We start from the raw sequence: 17,436 nt of genomic DNA on the forward strand, positions 1-17,436 counted from the left end.
GTTCAGATTTCCTCGTCCAGCGGACGGTGCGCGGCATCCAGGCGGCGTTGACGCTCGCTGCCCTTGAAGATGCGGCGGACCACCACGAAGAACACGGGCACCAGCACCACGGCCAGCACCGTCGCGGTGATCATCCCGCCCATCACGCCGGTACCGATGGCGCGTTGGCTGGCGGAGCTGGCACCAGTGGCAATCGCCAGCGGCAGCACGCCCAGGATGAAGGCGAACGACGTCATGATGATCGGGCGGAACCGCAGGTGCACAGCTTCCAGCGTCGCCTCGATCAGGCCCTTGCCTTGCGCCTGCAAGTCCTTCGCAAACTCGATGATCAGAATCGCGTTCTTGGCGGACAGACCCACCACCGCAATCAGGCCGACCTTGAAGTACACGTCATCGGGCATCGCGCGCAGCGTCACGCCCAGCAAGGCGCCGAGCACCCCCAGCGGCACCACCAGAATCACCGCCGCCGGGATCGACCAGCTTTCATACAGCGCCGCGAGCACCAGGAACACCGCCAGCAGCGACAGCGCATACAGCGCCGGCGCCTGCGAGCCCGAGGCCTTTTCCTGCAGCGACTGGCCCGTCCACTCGTAGCCGATACCAGCAGGCAGCTTGGCAGCCAGGCGTTCCATCTCGGCCATGGCGTCACCCGAGCTGGCGCCCGGCGCGGCCGCACCCGAAAGGCGGACAGCCGGATAGCCGTTGTAGCGCACGAGCTGCACCGGGCCGACGATCCAATGGCCCTTCGCGAACGTCGACATCGGCACCATGTTGCCCTGCGCGTTGCGCACGTACAGGTTCATGATGTCTTCGGGCTGCATGCGGTTGATCTTGTCCGCTTGCACGATCACACGCTGCTGACGACCGTAGTTCGGGAAGTCGTTGGCGTACGCCGAACCCAGCGCCGTCGAAAGCACGGCGTTGATGTCGGAGAACGACACACCCAGGGCATTGGCCTTCTCGCGGTCGATGTCCACCTGGTACTGCGGCGAATCTTCCAGGCCTTCCGGGCGCATGCCGGTAATGACCTTGCTTTTCGCCGCCATCCCCATCAGTTGATTGCGGGCTGCGATCAGCGCGTCATGTCCCAGGCCAGCACGATCCTGCAGGCGGAAGGTAAAGCCGGTGGCGTTGCCCAATTCCGGAATCGGCGGCGGATTCAGCGGGAACACGATCGCATCGCGAATGCCACCGAACAGCGCACCAAAGGCCCGGCCGACCACGGCATCAGCGGTTTGATCCTTGCCCTTGCGCTCGCTCCAGTCCTTGAACGGGGTGAACACGATACCGGCGTTCGGCCCGTTGCCCGAGAAGCTGAAACCCTGCACGGCCACGATGTTCTCGACCGCCTTTTCATGCTTGTAGTAGTTCTCGACCTGCTTGATCACTTCCAGCGTGCGGTTGGCCGATGCACCCGGCGGCAACTGGATGTTGGTCACGATGTAGCCCTGGTCTTCGGTCGGCAGGAACGAAGACGGCAGGCGCAGGAACAGGAACACCACCGCAACGATCAGCGCCACGTAGATGACCATGTAGCGGAAGGTCTTCTTGAGCATGCGTTCCACGAAGCTTTGGTAGCGGTTCGTGGTGCTACTGAACATGCGGTTGAACCAGCCGAAGAAGCCTTTCTTCTCGTGGTGCGAACCCTTTTCGATCGGCTTGAGCAGCGTCGCGCACAGCGCTGGCGTGAGCGTCAGCGCCATGAGCGCCGAGAAGAAGATCGACGACACCATCGACAGCGAGAACTGGCGATAGATCGCGCCCACCGAGCCCGAGAAAAATGCCATCGGGATGAACACGGCCATCAGCACCAGCGTAATACCGATGATGGCGCCAGTGATCTGGCCCATGGCCTTGCGGGTGGCTTCGCGCGGGGGCAGGCCTTCCTCGGCCATGATCCGCTCGACGTTTTCCACCACCACGATGGCATCGTCAACGAGAATGCCGATCGCCAGCACGAGACCGAACATGGTCAGCACGTTGATCGAGAAGCCCATCGCGTTCATGGTGGCGAACGCCCCGAGCAGCGAGATCGGCACCACGATCGACGGCACCAGCGTGTAGCGGATGTTCTGCAGGAACAGCAGCATCACCAGGAACACGAGCACCATGGCCTCGAACAGCGTCTTGACCACTTCCTCGATCGAGATCTGGACGAACTTCGAGGTGTCGTACGGCACCTTGTATTCCACGCCGGCCGGGAAGTACTTCGACAGCTCTTCCAGTTTGGCCTTCACCGCCTTGGCCGTGCCCAGCGCGTTACCGGTGGGGGAGAGCTGCACACCAATCGCCGAGATCGGCTGACCGTTGATGCGCGCAGACGTCGAGTAGGTCTGGCCGCCCAATTCCAGGCGTGCAACGTCCTTCACGCGGACCAGCGAGCCGTCCGGCTTGGCCACCAGCACGATGTTGCCGAACTGCTCGGTGGTCGTGAGCTGGCCTTCCACCACGACCGTCGCCGCGAGCGGCTGGTCGGAGACAGACGGCAGATCACCGATCGTACCGGCGGAGACCAGCGCGTTCTGTGCGCGGATGGCGTTGTACACATCCGTGGGCGTCAGCTTGTAGCCGACCAGCTTGGCCGGGTCGATCCAGACGCGCATGGCGCGTTCCGTACCGAACAGGATGGCCTGGCCTACACCCGGCACGCGCTTGATTTCATTCAGCACGTTGCGCGAGATGTAGTCGCCCAGCGCCACCGGGTCCATCTTGCCGTCGGTGGATGCCAGCGTGGCGAACAGCAGGAAGTTTGAGCGGGCCTTGTCGACCTGCACGCCCTGCTGCGTCACCGCCGACGGCAAACGCGCTTCCACGCGCTTTAAGCGGTTCTGCACGTCCACCTGCGCCAGCGCCGGATCGGTACCGGCCTTGAACGTCACGGTGATCTGCGCCTGGCCGTTACCGCCCTGGCTGACCGACTCAATATAGAGCAGGCCGTCCGCACCGTTCATTTCCTGCTCGATGATGCTGGTGACGGATTCGTCCAGCGTCTTCGCATTGGCGCCCGGGTACGTGGCCGTGATGATGATGGACGGCGGCGCGATGGTCGGGTACTGCGAGATCGGCAGTTGGGTGATCGAAATCGCCCCAGCAAGGATGATGAACAGCGCGAGCACCCAGGCAAAGACTGGGCGATCGATAAAAAACTTTGCCATGCGATGGCTCCTTGTTTACTGCTTGGCTGCCGATGCGCTGGCAGCGGGAGTGCTTGCAGCAGGGGCGCTGGCCGCCGGCGCAGGAGCTGCGCCGCCACCCTGGCCTGCCGACATTGGCTGCCACGGCACGGCCTTGACTGGTGCGCCCGGACGGACCTTCTGCAAGCCGTCGACGATCACCTTGTCGCCGGCCTTCAGGCCGCTGGTGACGATCCATTCCGTACCGGTCGAGCGATCGGCCTGGACCTGGCGTACGGCTGCCTGGCCCTTCTCATCGACAACCATGACCGAGGCGCCGTCCGGGCTGCGTGCCACCGCCTGCTGCGGCACCGTAATGGCCTGCTCGTCCACTGCCTGCTCCAGGCGGGCACGCACATACATGCCGGGCAGCAGCGTGCGTTCCGGGTTCGGAACAATCGCGCGCAATGTAATGGTGCCCGTGGCCGGATCCACCGTCAGGTCAGAGAAATACAGCTTGCCGGGTTGTGCATAAGCGCGACCGTCTTCGGTGACAAGCGTGACTTTGGCCGCGTCACCACCCACCTTGGCCAGCTTGCCGGCCTTGAGCGCTTGCTGCAGGCGAAGCACTTCGGTGCTTGACTGCGTAAAGGTCAAATAGATCGGATCGATCTGCTGCACGGTTGTCAGCAGCGTCGCGTCGCCCTGGCCGACCAGGGCGCCCTCGGTGATCTGCGCAAGACCAGCGCGGCCGGCGATGGGCGAAGTCACACTGGCATAGCCCAGATTCAGCTTGGCGGTTTCGACTGCCGCGCGCGCGGCTGCCACGTCAGCGGTCGCTTGCTTGGCGGCGGCGGTAGCGTCGTCGTAGTCCTGCTTGCTGATGGCGTTGGTCGCCACCAGCGGCTTGTAGCGCTCAGCCTTGAGCTGTGCCTGCGTCTGCGTGGCCTCGGCGCGTGCCAATTGTGCTTTTGCGCTGTCGAGCGCCGCCTGGTACTGGGCCGGGTCGATCTGGAACAGCTGCTGACCGGCCTTCACGTCGCTGCCCTCGGCGTAGGTTCGCTTGAGGATGATGCCAGCCACCCGCGCGCGGACCTGGGCCACACGCGTGGCCTCGAGGCGCCCAGGCAGTTCGCTGGTCAACCCGACAGCGTGCGGCTGCACGGTCACAACGCCGACGTTGGTCGGAGGCATGCCGGCGCCGCCCGGCCCTTGTGCCTGCTTGTTTCCGCAGGCTGCAAGCGCCACCACCGTGATCGCGGCGGCAGCAAGTTGGTGATAACGGCGGGTGTTCGTCATAGATGACCCCATGTGGCGATAAGCGGAATGCCGGGTGCCGCGCCGCGCAAACGAGTGCGGCGCCGGCAAACCGTCAACGAAACCAAAAAATACACAAAATCAAAACGTCCGATGCTAGCTGCATCTGACGGCATGCGATATGGCCGTTGCGACGAACGCGCAACAATCCAGACCAAAATGCGAAGAACGTGGCGCAATCGGGCCATCGGCCTCTGGGCCTCTGGAGCCGACGACACGAGGTCGGCTCGGAAAGCCGGGTGCGCCTGGATGTGGCGCATAAGACCATGGGCAAGCGACCGAGTGCGCGCTATTATAGATACGTTCGCGTATGTATGTAAGTTACGGCTACGAGCGGAGCGGGCTCCATTGACGCGTTTCCGCAGTGCGCGGCAACCGCCGCGAGGCTTCAATTGCCCGCGTACTCTCGCTGCCACAAGGATTGGCGGCCTGCGGCGGACGCGGGGCGTTGCGCCGATCGCAACGGCACATTGCCTGCCTTTGTGCAGCGCACAAAAGCCAATCGAAAGAACATCGGCGGGGTGGCCGCGATGTTCCCCTGGAAGATCATGGTCAGACGAACCAAGGAAGAAGCCCTCGAAACACGCAACCGCATTCTCGATGCGGCGGAAGACGTGTTCTATGCACGAGGCGTAGCGCGCACATCCCTATCGGATATCGCGCAGGCCGCGGGCGTGACGCGCGGCGCCATCTACTGGCATTTCCGCAACAAGGCCGACGTCTTCGCCGCCATGTGCGAGCGCGTGAAGCTGCCGATGGAAACCATGTGCTCACCGCCCGGCGTGGAAGCCGACGACCCGCTGGGCGAGCTGCGTCACGTGGGCAACTTTCTCCTGCGCCAGCTCGTGGAGGACGCACACTGGCGCAAAGTCTTCGAAATCATGTTCAACAAATGCGAGTTCGTGGAAGACACGAGCCCGATACTGAAACGCCAGCAGGAGTCCTACGAAGAAGGCATGTCCCGCCTGACAAGCATCATCGAGCAGGCGACCCGACGCGGCCAGTTGCCTGCGGACCTCGACATTCCGCTGGCGGTTGCGCAGTTCCATGCCGCGTTCAACGGCATCATGGGCGACTACCTGTTCCACCCCGACGCCTCGAGCCTCGCCGGCCAGCAGGAGCGCCTGCTGGATGCCTGCATCGATACGCTCAGGTACTCGCCGGCGCTGCGTCTAGTGCAACCTGGTCACGCAGGAGCCGCCGCATGAGTTCGCCCAGGTTCGATCAGATGGTTTTTGCCGGCGGAGGCAATCGTTGCTGGTGGCAGGCCGGCTGGTGGGACGCCGTTCAGCCGGCGCTGGGTCTGGCCCCGCGCGTGATTGCAGGCATCTCCGCAGGGGCGTCCACCGCATGCATGCTCCACGCATGGAATTCCACCGAGTTGATGGACTATTACGGCGAGGCCCTGCGCCACAACACGCGCAACGCGCACTGGGGCAACCTGTTGCGGGGCGAGCGCGTGTTTCCGCATTACGGCATGTACCGGGCGGCGCTGTTGACCGTCTTCGGCGACGGCCGTCTGGAGCGGCTCGCGCAGGCGCCCGAGATCCGCATCGGCGTGGCGCACATCCCTCGCTGGATGGGCGCCCGCACGGCGGTCGCCACCGGACTCATCGCCTACAACATCGAAAAGCACATCCGCAAGACGCTGCACCCGACCCTGGGCCGGCGGCTGGGCTTTACGCCCGAATTCGTGCGCGCGCAGGACTGCGCCACACCGGAAGCCCTGGCCGATCTGCTCCTGCAGTCGGCGTCCACGCCGCCGTTCACGCCGGTGTTGCGGCGCTCCGGGCGGCCCGTGCTTGACGGCGGCATGGTCGACAACGTCCCGGTGCACGCGCTGGATCAAACCCCGGGCGATGCACTCGTGCTGGTCACGCGGCTGTATCCGCGCCCGACGTATTTCCGGCTGGATGTGCCAGTGCCGGGCGGCGTGCAACGCCGCTTCTACGTGCAGCCGTCGCGCAAGGTGCCGATTTCGAGTTGGGATTACACCCGCCCTGACGCCATGCGTGACGCGTACGCGCTGGGCCGTCATGACGGCGAAACGTTCCTGCGAGAACTTCCACGCGGGTTTGCCACGCCGGCGGCTGCGTAGCCGCGACCTCAGGGCGGGCGGTGAGCCCGCCGGCACACCGCTTGTGGTCGTCCGGCCGACGCTTGTTCGACGGACACCGCCATGCCCGCACGCTCCTCCCATTTGTTTGACCTCGTCGTGATCGGCGCCGGCTCGGCCGGGTTGGCCGCCGCGCAGCGTGCCGCGCAACTGGGCGCGCGTACGGCCCTGATCGAGCGCGTGCCGGCAGGCGATTCCGGCATCCCCCCAGGCTGCACGCCGAACACAACGCCTGGTGATGGCGCAGCCTGGTCGCAGAGGGTCGCCCAATGTCTGCGCCTGTCCGGGCCGGCGCTGCGCCCCGGTGCCTGGACCGACGCCGTCGCCCGCACACGGGCGGAAGTGGCAAGGCTGCGCGAAGCGCATCTCGCCCGCCTGACCGCTGCCGGCGTGCAATGGCTGAGCGCAGAGGTGTCATTGCGCGGGCGAGGCATCGTCCGGTTGCGGAACGACGCAGGCAAAACGGTTTTGCGCGCGCGCCAGATCGTGCTGGACACCGGTGGGCGTTCCACGCCGCTGGCGGTGCCGGGCGGCGAGCTTGCCGGCACGGCCGACGACGTGCTCGGATGGGACGCGCTTCCCGCATCGCTCATCCTTGTGGGTGGCGGCGTAGTGGCGGTGGAGTTGGCCTCCACGCTCGCGCGCTTTGGCGTGCGGGCAGTCGTGCTGGCGCGCGAGCCCCGGGTCCTGGCTGACTTCGATTCGGCCGTCTCGGAAGCCGCCGCGCTGGCGCTGGCCGATGGCGGCGTCGAAGTCATCGTCGATGCGGAGGTGGTGCGCGTGGAGCGCGATGCGATCAATGGCGGCGGCGTGGCGGTCTACGTCAGCGTAGGCGGCCAAGACACGCCCAGGGTGCTGCGCGCCCAGCGCGTCCTGAGCGCCGGTGGCCCGAACCCCGACACGGCGGGGCTGGGCCTCGAGACGGCGGGGGTGTCGCTCGACGCACGCGGGCGCATCCCCGTGGACCGCCACTTCCGCACCCGTGCCTGCGGCATACACGCGATCGGGGATGCCGGCCGCACTGTCCAGCACACGGCGGTGGCCGAGGCCCAGGGCCGCTACGTCGCCGAACGCATTTTCGGCAAAGGCGCCAAGCTGCCCGACATGGGCGCCGTGCCGATGGCGGTGTTCTGCGACCCCGCCATCGCGGCCGTAGGCCTGACGGAAGCCGAGGCGCGCATGCGCTGGCCCGACCGCGCCGACATCGACAGACGCCCGGCACCGGAGCGCATCGACGTGGTGGTCCGCCGCTTCGTGTCACTGGAGCAACGCGTGGCGGGCCGCGGCATGGAGTCGCTGATCAAGCTCGTGTGCAATGCGCGCAGCGGGCGGGTACTCGGCGCGCACATCGTCGACAACGCCGCCCCCGAGATCATCCAGGCGCTGGCCGTAGCGGTTCGCCTGGGCGTCCGGCTGAAGCATTTGCGTGCGACGATTGGCCTGCATCCGACCGTCGCGCAGGAACTGCTGGCGGTGTGAGGCCCAAGCGCACTTGTTCAACTTTCCTGATGGCATGCTGCAAAACTGCACAACTCGCCGGCCCGCCGCCGGCGCAGAATGGCAGAAAAGGACTTCAGGAATTTTGACATGCTTCCCGTGCTCTATCTCTCTCATGGGTCACCGATGCTGGCGGTCGATCCGGGCCCTGTCGGGCGCGCATTTGCAGCGCTCGGGCAGGACATGTCAGCACTCACACCCCGCGCCATCGTCGTCGTTTCGCCGCACTGGATGACCCGCCGCCCCGCCGTCACCGCCCGCGCACAGCAGGAGGCATGGCACGACTTCGGCGGCTTTCCGCCGCAGCTCTATGCGCTTGAGTACGCGCCGCCCGGTGCGCCGGAGCTGGCCGAGCGCATACGCGACCTGATCGACGGCCGCGTCGTGCCCGGCCTGGAGGAACAGGCTTCCACGGTGCTCGACCCCCGCCAGCCGCTGGACCACGGCGCGTGGATCCCGCTGATGATGATGTTTCCAGAGGCGACGATCCCGGTGGTCCAGGTGTCGCTGATGCCCGGCCTGTCGCCGGCGTGCCAGATGGGAATGGGGCGCACCCTCGCACCGTTGCGCGACGAGGGTGTGCTGATCATCGGCTCGGGCAGTTTCACCCACAACCTGCGCGCGCTGATGCGGGGCCCCGGCATGGCGCAGCACGGCGTGCCGGTCGAGCCTTGGGTGACGGCCTTCCGCGAATGGATGATGGAGGCCATGACCGACGGCATCCGCACCGGCGACTTCGCCGCCTTCTGCGACTACCGCGCGCAAGCCCCGCATGCCGCGCATGCCCACCCGACCGACGAGCACCTGATGCCGCTGTACGTGGCACTGGGTGCCGCCATGGGTCAGCCGGGCCAAGCCACGCCGGGCGGCGTGCAGGCGCAGCACGTGGTCGATACGGTGACCTACGGTTCGCTGGCGATGGACAGCTTCCGCTTCGACGGCGCGGGCGCCAATCAGCCGCAACTGCGCAGCGCGGCTTGATTGACGGAAACGACGGACAGAGCGCCTGGCGTTATGCGCGGATCAGCGCGGGCGCCAGCGCCGTCGGGTTGACCACGCTGTCGACGTTGCCCTGGAGCACATCGAGGATGTTCTGGAACGCAAAGCCGAAGTACATCTCGTAGCTTTCGCGTTCCACGTAGCCGATGTGCGGCGTGCAGATGCAGTTCTCCATGCGCAGCAGGGTGTGGCCCTGCAGGATGGGTTCCGTTTCAAACACGTCGATGGCGGCCATCCCGGGGCGTCCGCGGTTGAGCGCGGTCACCAGGCCGTTTTCCTCCACCAGCTCAGCGCGGCTGGTATTCACGAAGAGCGCCGTCGGCTTCATGCGCGTAAGGTCGGCCACCGTCACGATGCCGCGCGTCTCATCATTCAGGCGCAGGTGGATGGACAGCACATCAGACTGCTCGAACAGCGCGTCCTTCGAGTCGGCCACGGCAAAGCCGTCGGCGCGGGCACGCTCCAGCGAACCCTCGCGCCCCCAGACCAGCACGTTCATCCCGAAGGCACGGCCATAGCCGGCCACAAGCTGGCCGATCTTGCCGTAGCCGAAAATCCCCAGCGTCTGCCCCTTGAGCACACGGCCAATGCCGAAGTTGGCCGGCATCGTCGTGGACTTCAGCCCCGACTGCTGCCAGGCGCCGTGCTTGAGGCTCGCCACGTATTGCGGAATCCGGCGCTGCGCCGCCATCACCAGCGCCCAGGTCAATTCGGCTGGCGCCACCGGCGACCCCTTGCCCTCCAGCACGACCACGCCCTTGTCGGTACAGGCATCCAGGTCGATATGGCTGCCTGAATCGCGCGACACGCGGCCCGTCTGGCTGATGATCTTGAGCTTGGGCAGGCGGTCGAGCAGCTGACGCGTCACACGCGTGCGCTCCCGGATCAGCACGATGGCTTCTACGTCGGCCACGCGTGCGGCCAATTGACCCACACCCTTGACGGTGTTGTTGAATACTTTGACTTCGTGATCTTGCAGCAGGCTGAAGCAATCCAGCTTGCGAACGGCGTCTTGGTAGTCGTCCAGTACGGCAATCTTCATCGACATCTCACTTCGGACAATGGTGCGCAGCAAAAAACAGCGATCCCTCGCGGTGGTATTCTTCCCTTCCCCCGTCGCCCGGCAATCCGTGGCGACGTTCGGAATTGCCCGCCGCGGGCACGCAAATTGCGCAGCCACGCTGGTGACGAGTCCTTGTTCTTAACGTCCCGTCACTTTAGCGCACGCGGCCCCCGCCGCCCGGAAAAACCCTCGATCCGGCGGCGCACCGCTTTGTAACTGAATGTGAAATCAGTACGGCTACCGACCTTTCGCCTGCGTTGCCCCGCCCCCTGGAAATCGCTGATCCGGCGCGTCTGCGCTGTGCTGTCGATCGCTTTCCAACCTGCGGCCCCCTGGGACGGCGCCCGTATTGATCTGCCTCCGCTTTCTTTTTCACTTCCATTGGAGTTTTGGTCATGAATCAACCCGTGATGCAGGGCGTGCCTGCATTGAACGTGCCCGAATATGTGAAACACCCGCGCCTGATCGCGTGGGTGAGCGAGGTGGCGGCGCTCACGCGGCCTGAGCGCATCGTCTGGTGCGATGGCTCGCAGGAGGAATACGACCGCCTGTGCGCCGAGATGGTCGCCGCCGGGACGATGAAGCGGCTCAACCCGGCCAAGCGCAAGAATTCGTACCTGGCGCTGTCCGATCCCTCGGATGTGGCGCGCGTGGAAGACCGCACCTTCATCTGCTCGGAAAAGAAGGAAGACGCCGGCCCCACCAACAACTGGATCGCCGCGGCCGAGATGCGCCAGACGCTGAACGGCCTGTTCGATGGCTGCATGCGCGGCCGCACGCTGTATGTGGTGCCGTTCTCGATGGGCCCGCTGGGCTCGCCGATCGCGCATATCGGCGTGGAGTTGTCGGACAGCCCTTACGTGGCCGTGAACATGCGCATCATGACCCGCATGGGCCGCGCCGTGTACGACGTGCTCGGCACCGACGGCGATTTCGTGCCGTGCGTGCACACCGTCGGCAAGCCACTGGCTGCCGGCGAGAAGGACGTGGCGTGGCCGTGCAACCCGACCAAGTACATCGTGCACTTTCCAGAATCGCGCGAGATCTGGTCGTTCGGCTCGGGCTACGGCGGCAACGCGCTGCTGGGCAAGAAATGCTTCGCACTGCGGATTGCCTCCACCATGGGACGTGACCAGGGGTGGCTGGCCGAGCACATGCTGATCCTGGGCGTGACCTCGCCGGAAGGCAAGACCTACCACGTTGCGGCAGCCTTCCCGTCTGCCTGCGGCAAGACCAACTTTGCGATGCTGATCCCGCCGGCCGGCCTCAACGGCTGGAAGGTGACGACCATCGGCGACGACATCGCCTGGATCAAACCCCGCAAGGACGCCGACGGCCAGACACGGCTGTACGCCATCAACCCGGAAGCCGGCTACTTCGGTGTCGCCCCGGGTACGAGCGAGAAGACCAACTTCAACGCGATGGCCACGCTCAAGGAAAACGTCATCTTCACCAACGTGGCGCTCACGGATGACGGCGACGTATGGTGGGAAGGCATGACCGACACGCCGCCCGCGCACCTGACCGACTGGCAGGGCCAGGACTGGACGCCCGCGATCGCCAAGGAGACCGGCCGCAAGGCAGCGCACCCGAACGCCCGTTTCACGGCGCCGGCCGCGCAATGCCCGTCGATCGACCCGGAATGGGACAACCCGGCCGGCGTGGCGATCGATGCATTCATCTTCGGCGGCCGCCGCTCGACCACCGTGCCGCTCGTCACCGAGGCCCGCGACTGGACCGAAGGTGTCTACATGGCCGCCACGATGGGCTCCGAAACCACCGCCGCGGCTGCCGGCCAGCAAGGCGTGGTGCGGCGCGACCCGTTCGCCATGCTGCCGTTCTGCGGCTACAACATGGCCGACTACTTCGCGCACTGGCTGAAGCTTGGCGAACAGCTCGCCAAGAGCGGTGCGACGCTGCCCAAGATCTTCTGCGTGAACTGGTTCCGCAAGGACGAAGACGGCCGCTTCGTGTGGCCGGGCTTCGGCGAAAACATGCGCGTGCTCAAGTGGATGATCGACCGCATCGAAGGCCAGGCTGAAGGCGACGAACATGTCTTCGGCGTTTCGCCGCGCTATGAGGAACTGAGCTGGGAAGGGCTGGACTTTACGGTCGAACAGTTCGAGAAGGTGATCTCGCTGGACGTGGTCGCCTGGAAGCTTGAACTCGCGCTGCACGACGAACTGTTCACGCAACTGGCACACCGCCTGCCCCAGGCGTTGCCCGAGGCGAAAGCACGGCTGGAGGGAAGGTTGGGCAACTGAGTCCACGCACGGCAGCCCGCGCCCCCAAGAAAAATCCGCGTCAATCGCGGGTTTTTTTATCACCAAAATCAGCAATTACAACTTAGAGACTAGTTCTTTTGAATAATCAGCCCTGCCAATTAGGTCAAACCCTCTAAATTGCCTCCTCATTTATGCGGTCAGGTTTTGTTGTGTCGACGAAAGCATAGTGACGCCCCACACCGGAACGCAGCGACATAGCAACGCTGCACCCTGCAAATGGCGCCAGTACGCCATCCGCGCCTCATGGGGGCGCTCCTGAGACTGTCACACCCGAGCCGCGGAGTTGCCACAAAGCGTTGGCGAAGCCGTTTTCTGTTTGACAGACTCGGACGAACATTGCTGTCGGCTTCGACGGTTGCCGGTCATTTTCAAACTGCCGACGCCACGTAACAAAATATAACAATAGGGATCAAACAATCGGCTTGTGGAGAAAATAAGAATAATTCTCCTGTCGGAGGCAAACGTTCGCCTCCAAACCTCAGTAAGACGACTTGCATGGGCCGCTCGCCTCGACTAACGGCCAGCACCCCTGGCAAACCCCTCCATATGGGGGGTATCAGATTAAAGAATCCGGTGAGTAATGAAATGAGCACCCTACTTTGGTAGGGAGCCATCAGCGGATGGCTCGGCCCGCCGGACGAGGCGGCACCGAAGATGGCGGGAGTCGGCTCAGCAGTCCGCGCTCAACGACGCGCACTTGCTATGTAGAAATTCCAGGATCGGCGCAATATATTTGCACGTCGCTGAGTAAATAACAAAGCGCCCTTGCTGCCGGCTTTTCACCAAACCCGTTCTTGATAACTCCTTCAAATGAAATGTCACCGAGGATGGAGTTAAGTCAGAGGATGCGGAAATAACACCCGCCGAAATTCCATCCGGTCCTGATTCGACCAACAAAAGAAATATCTTCAACCTGTTTTCGTGCGCCAAAGCGCCCAATACTTCTGCTGCGCTTTTGATATCGATTCGGTTCATTTTTGTTTCTTATGAAGTACAACACATATCCGAGCCCGGACCCGTCATGGCTCGCCGCGCGCTCCCATCTCGTGTGACGGGCCGCCTCCCTTCAGCCTTTACGCCGCCTCCCGTCGGAACGTCCACACGCCTGTAACATTTATGTTGTCTCGTGCGAGATAACGCAAGCTTCGCGCGAAGGGTAATGCGTGCGATATTAAACCGCAACCGCGATGACGTCATTTCAATAATCATTAAAACGTAGAAACTATTTCGCTTCTGGCATATTTCTCGCGCTGCTACTATTCCGCCCGCTGACCAGTGGGGCCTTTTGCATGGCCAGCTTATTCGGGCCGCATGGCCTTTCTGAGGCGCGACCTTATTCGCCCGCTCAAACGGAAGGAGTTGTTATGACATTCGCAAAGCTGCGCAGCCGCGCCCGCCAGAAGGGGCAAGGCATGACGGAATACATCATCATCGTTGCCCTGATCGCCGTGTCAGCCATCGGCGTGTACGCCATGTTCGGCCAGACGATCCGCCACCAGACCGCCGCCCTCGCGTCAGAAATGTCGGGGAAGACAAGCGAGTCGCAGAACAACATCAACCGCGCGGGCCAGGACTCCGGGCAAGCGACGAACAAGGCCAACCAAGGCAAGGGCCTGAACAACTTCAACGTCGGCAACGACACGGGCAACTAAGCCAACCTGTGCCGACCCCATGCGCAAGCCTTGCCTTCATGGCAAGGCCGCGCTTGCCCGGCAGCGAGGGCAGGCGCTGGCCTTCGCCCTCATCTTTCTGGCCGTCGGGGGCCTCGCCCTCTTCACGGCATTCAATGCGTCTCAGCTGACCAGCGCGAAGACGAAACTCCAGAACACCGCAGACGCAACCGCCTACAGCGTGGCCGTATTGCAGGCGCGCGACTACAACTTCAGCGCGTATACCAACCGCGCCATGGTGGCCAACCAGGCGGCCGTCGCCCAGGTACTGAGCCTGAAGTCGTGGATCGACGAAGTCAGCGAGACCGCGCAGTCGGATCACGTGGTCGACACAGAAATCGACGTGTTTGCCGATCTGGGCGAGGTCGAGTGGGATCTGCCCAAGCAGACGGCCCGCGCCATGATCACCCCACTCAAGTCGACCATCGACTCCATCGCACCGACGGTAGTGAAGGGCCTGGACCTCCTGAACTGGTCACTTTCTACAGCACAGCACACCTACCGCCTGGCCACGCTTGCCTCCTATCCGTTGGTGGCCAACCAGGTGGCACAAGCCAACGAGCCTCACACGACGGCCGACGAGGGTTATATGGCGACCCTCGGGGCCCCGAAGCTGTTCGCCTGGAAGAACTACGTCACGCGCACGGATCCAAAGCAGCAAGCCGGTAGCGGCGGTAGCGGCGCGGACCGCTTCGCCGACGTGGTCACGGACAAGGACACGCTCGACGACTTTGTGCCAGAACGCGGCAAGATCCGCACCCCGACCGTGGCCAGTACAGCCGAGAAAGGCTGTGTCGGTTCGGTGTTCAGCTTCATGCTCGTTGGCGAGCCGCACTCTGGCGCCACGCAGTTGCGCCCGGACCTCTCGGGCTGGGAAGCCCTCGATGCGACTGCAGCCGTCGGCAACCTGATCTGCATCTGGGCCACCCCACTGGGGCCGGTCGGTTTTGATCTTCCGATCCTCGAATCCTTGGGGCGCGGCGGCGCCGCCAATGGCCCCGGCAGCAGCTATTCCGGCACCAGCGGCTATCGCAACACCGGGAATATCGGCGACACACTCGTCAGCGCGGCAGCCATCGCGGCGTTCCTGCAATACGAGGTAGGCCCCGGCTCATCACTCGACAACTCGAGCCGCGCGGGCTTGCAGCCTTACTACGATTTGAGTGATCCGAAAAAGGCAGCGCCAGGCGATGCCAACTTCAACCGCGCGCCGACGATCACGTTGCAGGTCAAGCGCAGCGTCGACACCGCCCGCACAACCCAAGCCATGCAAGTTGGCGTCGGGCGAACCCAGCTGGAAGACGCCGCCCCATCCAACGAACTGCGTGCGCTGTCCAGCGCCAGCGCTTACTTCATCCGCCCGCGCAGCACGGGCGGCCCCGGCAGCCTGCTGAACGCGGCGGCCTGGCGCCGTGGCGACAATCGGTTCGAATACCCGAGCCTGTTCAGCCCGTACTGGCAGCCATCCCTGGTCGATACCTCCACCACCGACCTCGAAGCCGCCGCCGTGGCACAAGCCGCAGGAGCGCCGTGATGAATCGACCGACCTCCTGCAACCGAAGCCGCAGCGCCCTCCGCCGGCAGCGCGGCCAGGCAATCGTCGAACTGGCGGCTGTGGCCGGTGGCGTGCTGGTGCTGCTCTTCCTGGCCATGGCGATGCTGGGCCGGCTGAGCGATGTGCGGAACAAGACGCTGATGGCCGGCCGCTACGCTGCATGGGAGCGCACCGTGTACCTGGACGATGCTGCCTGGAACCAGTACGGCATGTCCCGCACCAAGCAGCCCGAAGCCATCCGCAGCGAGATGGTGCAACGTGTGCTCGGCCATGACGATCCCAGGCTGCACGCCGACGATGGCACCCGCGCCTCGTTGCCGGCGGGCGGTGTTCCGATGTGGCACGACATTGCCGGAGGCGACCTGCTGGCGAGCTACGACGACATCCAGCTCAGCACGAGCCGCAGTGGCACCAGCACCCCGCTCGACACGGCGGTGGCGGCACTGGATGCCGGCGGCACCGTCGGCGTCGGGTTCGATTTGCCGACAAACAACGAGCAGACGGCACTTGTGAGCCTGAGCGTCGCCAACTCCAGCGACACCCTTCGGCAATTGTGGCCAGGCTGGAGCGGCTTCACCGCCAGCGACAAGCACGTCCTGCTGACGAATGGATGGACGCCTGATGGTTCCAGCGGCACGCTGGCACAGGTCAGCAATGCCACGCCCGTCAAGAAAGCCGGCCTCATGGGAGGGGTCGCGCTTGATGTCCTGGCCTGGTTCGCACCCGACATCCTCGGTCTGGACCTGGGCAAGATCGCCCCCGATGTGGTGCCTGCCGATCGACTGGGGCAATAGCATGGCCAACACACTCCGCGACCGTATCGCGCAACCATCGATCCTGTTCTGCTGGCTGACCGTCCTGGGTTGCCTGAGCGCGACCGGCCTTGCCCACGCCGCAAGCAGCGCGGCAAGTCAGTGCGCCCGCATGCCGCTGCGCCCCGACGTTGGCGCCTGGATCAGCCAGGATACGGTGGTCGACGGCATGCCACTGGCCGTCATGACGGTCAGCTACCGCAACACGCCCGGCGATGTGGTCCGCCGCTACAAGGCCTACTGGGACGACGCCGGCATCCCGTCGCGGGGTGTGCACAACCACAAGGGGTGGATCGTCACGGCGACTGACGGCGAGTGCAGCTACGTCCTTCAGATGCCGGCGCAGCCCGACCCGCGCGGCATGGCAGCCGGCGTGTACAGCGCGATGCGCTTGCGCAAGATGGACACGCCCACCGACGTCGGCTCGGCAGCGTTGCCGCTGCCGCTTGGCGGCAAGGTCCTCTCCGATGTGGTCAGCCGAGATCCGATGGCCGTGGGCCGCACGGTGGTCGTGCAGTTGAGCGGCAGCGCGGCGCGCGCCCGCGACAGCTATCTCGCCAATGTGCAGGCTGCCGGATGGCGCGTGCTGTCCAGCGCGCAGGCGCTGGGCAAGTCCACCGGCACAGGTCGCCGCGGCTACGGCATGGCGCTGCAGAAGGAAGGCTACAAGCTGGATGCGGCGTTCGTTCCCAACGGCGCCAGCACGCAAGCCGTGCTGAACCTGTCGAGGCAGCTGTGAAGACAACCCGAAGCCCGAGGTCGCGCCGCGGCGCCGGCGGTATCGCCACGGCGGCTCATGCGTCGATGCGAGGTCAGGTCTACGCGGAATACGTGGTGATCCTCGTCGTCGTGATCCTGCTGTTGATCACGGGAGGCGACAGCTCGCCCATCAACCAGCTCATCGCAGCCTTCAAATCGTTCTACCAGTCGTACAGCTACGCCATCGCAGTGCCGTAAGCCTGCGCCGACGGCTTCCGTGCCCTGTCCTTACTTATTTGACGTCGACCTT

Annotated in this window: 14 protein-coding genes; 10 read left to right on the plus strand and 4 right to left on the minus strand. The window is 64.6% G+C overall.

Features of this window, described 5'->3' with window-relative positions:
- Window positions 1–2 precede the first annotated feature (2 nt).
- Window positions 3–3,155, minus strand: coding sequence for an efflux RND transporter permease subunit (locus R2N03_RS12155; RefSeq protein WP_316657896.1), 3,153 nt, complete (start codon window positions 3,153–3,155; stop codon window positions 3–5).
- Between the two features lie 15 nt (window positions 3,156–3,170).
- Window positions 3,171–4,412: an efflux RND transporter periplasmic adaptor subunit gene (locus R2N03_RS12160; RefSeq protein ID WP_316657897.1), complete on the minus strand. Its 1,242-nt coding sequence runs from the start codon at window positions 4,410–4,412 to the stop codon at window positions 3,171–3,173.
- Window positions 4,413–4,978: 566 nt separating this feature from the next.
- On the opposite strand from R2N03_RS12160, the gene R2N03_RS12165 reads away from it, so the two are divergent.
- The 4 genes from R2N03_RS12165 (at window position 4,979) to R2N03_RS12180 (ending at window position 9,024) form a co-directional block, all read left to right on the plus strand.
- Window positions 4,979–5,638 (plus strand): TetR family transcriptional regulator, encoded by a 660-nt coding sequence (locus R2N03_RS12165; RefSeq protein WP_316657898.1) that lies wholly within the window; start codon window positions 4,979–4,981, stop codon window positions 5,636–5,638.
- A complete protein-coding gene (locus tag R2N03_RS12170) occupies window positions 5,635–6,528 on the plus strand; it encodes a patatin-like phospholipase family protein (RefSeq protein ID WP_316657899.1) in 894 nt (297 codons plus the stop codon). Before R2N03_RS12165 ends, R2N03_RS12170 begins: the two co-directional genes overlap by 4 nt.
- A gap of 81 nt (window positions 6,529–6,609) precedes the next feature.
- Window positions 6,610–8,025, plus strand: a complete 1,416-nt coding sequence (locus R2N03_RS12175) for an NAD(P)/FAD-dependent oxidoreductase (protein ID WP_316657900.1) — start codon at window positions 6,610–6,612, stop codon at window positions 8,023–8,025.
- A gap of 108 nt (window positions 8,026–8,133) precedes the next feature.
- On the plus strand, window positions 8,134–9,024 hold the full coding sequence (locus R2N03_RS12180) for a DODA-type extradiol aromatic ring-opening family dioxygenase (protein WP_316657901.1): 891 nt from the start codon (window positions 8,134–8,136) through the stop codon (window positions 9,022–9,024).
- Between the two features lie 31 nt (window positions 9,025–9,055).
- Here R2N03_RS12180 and R2N03_RS12185 read toward each other — a convergent pair whose 3' ends face one another.
- Window positions 9,056–10,084: a D-2-hydroxyacid dehydrogenase family protein gene (locus R2N03_RS12185; RefSeq protein WP_316657902.1), complete on the minus strand. Its 1,029-nt coding sequence runs from the start codon at window positions 10,082–10,084 to the stop codon at window positions 9,056–9,058.
- A gap of 416 nt (window positions 10,085–10,500) precedes the next feature.
- Between R2N03_RS12185 and R2N03_RS12190 the strand changes: the two genes are divergently transcribed.
- Window positions 10,501–12,369, plus strand: a complete 1,869-nt coding sequence (locus R2N03_RS12190; RefSeq protein ID WP_316657903.1) for a phosphoenolpyruvate carboxykinase (GTP) — start codon at window positions 10,501–10,503, stop codon at window positions 12,367–12,369.
- 690 nt (window positions 12,370–13,059) lie between these two features.
- Here the strand turns inward: R2N03_RS12190 and R2N03_RS12195 are convergent.
- The gene (locus R2N03_RS12195; RefSeq protein ID WP_316657904.1) at window positions 13,060–13,365 is read right to left on the minus strand and encodes an ArsR/SmtB family transcription factor; all 306 of its coding nucleotides are present in this window, start codon (window positions 13,363–13,365) and stop codon (window positions 13,060–13,062) included.
- Between the two features lie 389 nt (window positions 13,366–13,754).
- Here R2N03_RS12195 and R2N03_RS12200 point away from each other — a divergent pair, with 389 nt between their 5' ends.
- Genes R2N03_RS12200 through R2N03_RS12220 form a run of 5 tightly spaced genes read left to right on the plus strand, consistent with a single transcriptional unit; the run spans window position 13,755 to window position 17,384 of the window.
- Complete coding sequence (locus tag R2N03_RS12200) at window positions 13,755–14,042, plus strand: Flp family type IVb pilin (RefSeq protein WP_252675991.1); 288 nt, start codon at window positions 13,755–13,757, stop codon at window positions 14,040–14,042.
- A gap of 19 nt (window positions 14,043–14,061) precedes the next feature.
- Window positions 14,062–15,594, plus strand: coding sequence for a Tad domain-containing protein (locus tag R2N03_RS12205; protein WP_316657905.1), 1,533 nt, complete (start codon window positions 14,062–14,064; stop codon window positions 15,592–15,594).
- A complete protein-coding gene (locus tag R2N03_RS12210) occupies window positions 15,594–16,409 on the plus strand; it encodes a TadE/TadG family type IV pilus assembly protein (RefSeq protein ID WP_316657906.1) in 816 nt (271 codons plus the stop codon). Before R2N03_RS12205 ends, R2N03_RS12210 begins: the two co-directional genes overlap by 1 nt.
- A 1-nt stretch (window position 16,410) precedes the next feature.
- Window positions 16,411–17,166: a hypothetical protein gene (locus R2N03_RS12215; RefSeq protein ID WP_316657908.1), complete on the plus strand. Its 756-nt coding sequence runs from the start codon at window positions 16,411–16,413 to the stop codon at window positions 17,164–17,166.
- Window positions 17,163–17,384, plus strand: coding sequence for a hypothetical protein (locus R2N03_RS12220; RefSeq protein WP_316657909.1), 222 nt, complete (start codon window positions 17,163–17,165; stop codon window positions 17,382–17,384). Before R2N03_RS12215 ends, R2N03_RS12220 begins: the two co-directional genes overlap by 4 nt.
- Window positions 17,385–17,436: the final 52 nt, after the last annotated feature.

The organism is Ralstonia condita, from assembly GCF_958405655.1.
In the GTDB taxonomy this organism is placed as follows: Bacteria; Pseudomonadota; Gammaproteobacteria; order Burkholderiales; family Burkholderiaceae; genus Ralstonia; species Ralstonia condita.

What these genes read in the sequence shown, in the direction of transcription:
- R2N03_RS12155 (WP_316657896.1), bottom strand. Translation starts at nt 3,155, where the DNA reads ATGGCAAAGTTTTTTATCGATCGCCCAGTCTTTGCCTGGGTGCTCGCG.
- R2N03_RS12160 (WP_316657897.1), bottom strand. Translation starts at nt 4,412, where the DNA reads ATGACGAACACCCGCCGTTATCACCAACTTGCTGCCGCCGCGATCACG.
- R2N03_RS12165 (WP_316657898.1), top strand. Translation starts at nt 4,979, where the DNA reads ATGGTCAGACGAACCAAGGAAGAAGCCCTCGAAACACGCAACCGCATT.
- R2N03_RS12170 (WP_316657899.1), top strand. Translation starts at nt 5,635, where the DNA reads ATGAGTTCGCCCAGGTTCGATCAGATGGTTTTTGCCGGCGGAGGCAAT.
- R2N03_RS12175 (WP_316657900.1), top strand. Translation starts at nt 6,610, where the DNA reads ATGCCCGCACGCTCCTCCCATTTGTTTGACCTCGTCGTGATCGGCGCC.
- R2N03_RS12180 (WP_316657901.1), top strand. Translation starts at nt 8,134, where the DNA reads ATGCTTCCCGTGCTCTATCTCTCTCATGGGTCACCGATGCTGGCGGTC.
- R2N03_RS12185 (WP_316657902.1), bottom strand. Translation starts at nt 10,084, where the DNA reads ATGAAGATTGCCGTACTGGACGACTACCAAGACGCCGTTCGCAAGCTG.
- R2N03_RS12190 (WP_316657903.1), top strand. Translation starts at nt 10,501, where the DNA reads ATGAATCAACCCGTGATGCAGGGCGTGCCTGCATTGAACGTGCCCGAA.
- R2N03_RS12195 (WP_316657904.1), bottom strand. Translation starts at nt 13,365, where the DNA reads ATGAACCGAATCGATATCAAAAGCGCAGCAGAAGTATTGGGCGCTTTG.
- R2N03_RS12200 (WP_252675991.1), top strand. Translation starts at nt 13,755, where the DNA reads ATGACATTCGCAAAGCTGCGCAGCCGCGCCCGCCAGAAGGGGCAAGGC.
- R2N03_RS12205 (WP_316657905.1), top strand. Translation starts at nt 14,062, where the DNA reads ATGCGCAAGCCTTGCCTTCATGGCAAGGCCGCGCTTGCCCGGCAGCGA.
- R2N03_RS12210 (WP_316657906.1), top strand. Translation starts at nt 15,594, where the DNA reads ATGAATCGACCGACCTCCTGCAACCGAAGCCGCAGCGCCCTCCGCCGG.
- R2N03_RS12215 (WP_316657908.1), top strand. Translation starts at nt 16,411, where the DNA reads ATGGCCAACACACTCCGCGACCGTATCGCGCAACCATCGATCCTGTTC.